This window comes from Nocardioides sp. CPCC 206348 (genome assembly GCF_048654705.1).
Taxonomy (GTDB): Bacteria; Actinomycetota; Actinomycetes; order Propionibacteriales; family Nocardioidaceae; genus Nocardioides.
Genome location: NZ_JBMCZA010000200.1, coordinates 10,635 through 10,843 on the forward strand (window position 1 = coordinate 10,635; position 209 = coordinate 10,843).

At 69.4% G+C, this 209-nt stretch carries 1 protein-coding gene; it reads right to left on the reverse strand.

All coding sequences use genetic code 11. The features are described from left to right. The coding region (locus tag ACOADB_RS19385; protein WP_378602185.1) for a DUF3375 family protein at positions 1-209 on the reverse strand (209 nt) is incomplete at both ends.

Consider the following 209-nt stretch of genomic DNA (forward strand, 5'->3'; position numbering starts at 1 on the left):
CGCGGCACCGAGAACGTCCGCTTCGACCCATCCGGTCGTACGGCGGCGAACTCCTCCGCCACGTCCTCGGTCTCCCACGCGTGGTCGGCGGCCAGGTGCAGCAGGCCGAAGATCTCAACGGGCCGGCGCAGCGACGGTTCGAGCCCGTCGAACAGCTCACCCAACGAGCCGGCAGGCAACAACGCACTGAGCGCATCCGACAACCGGTC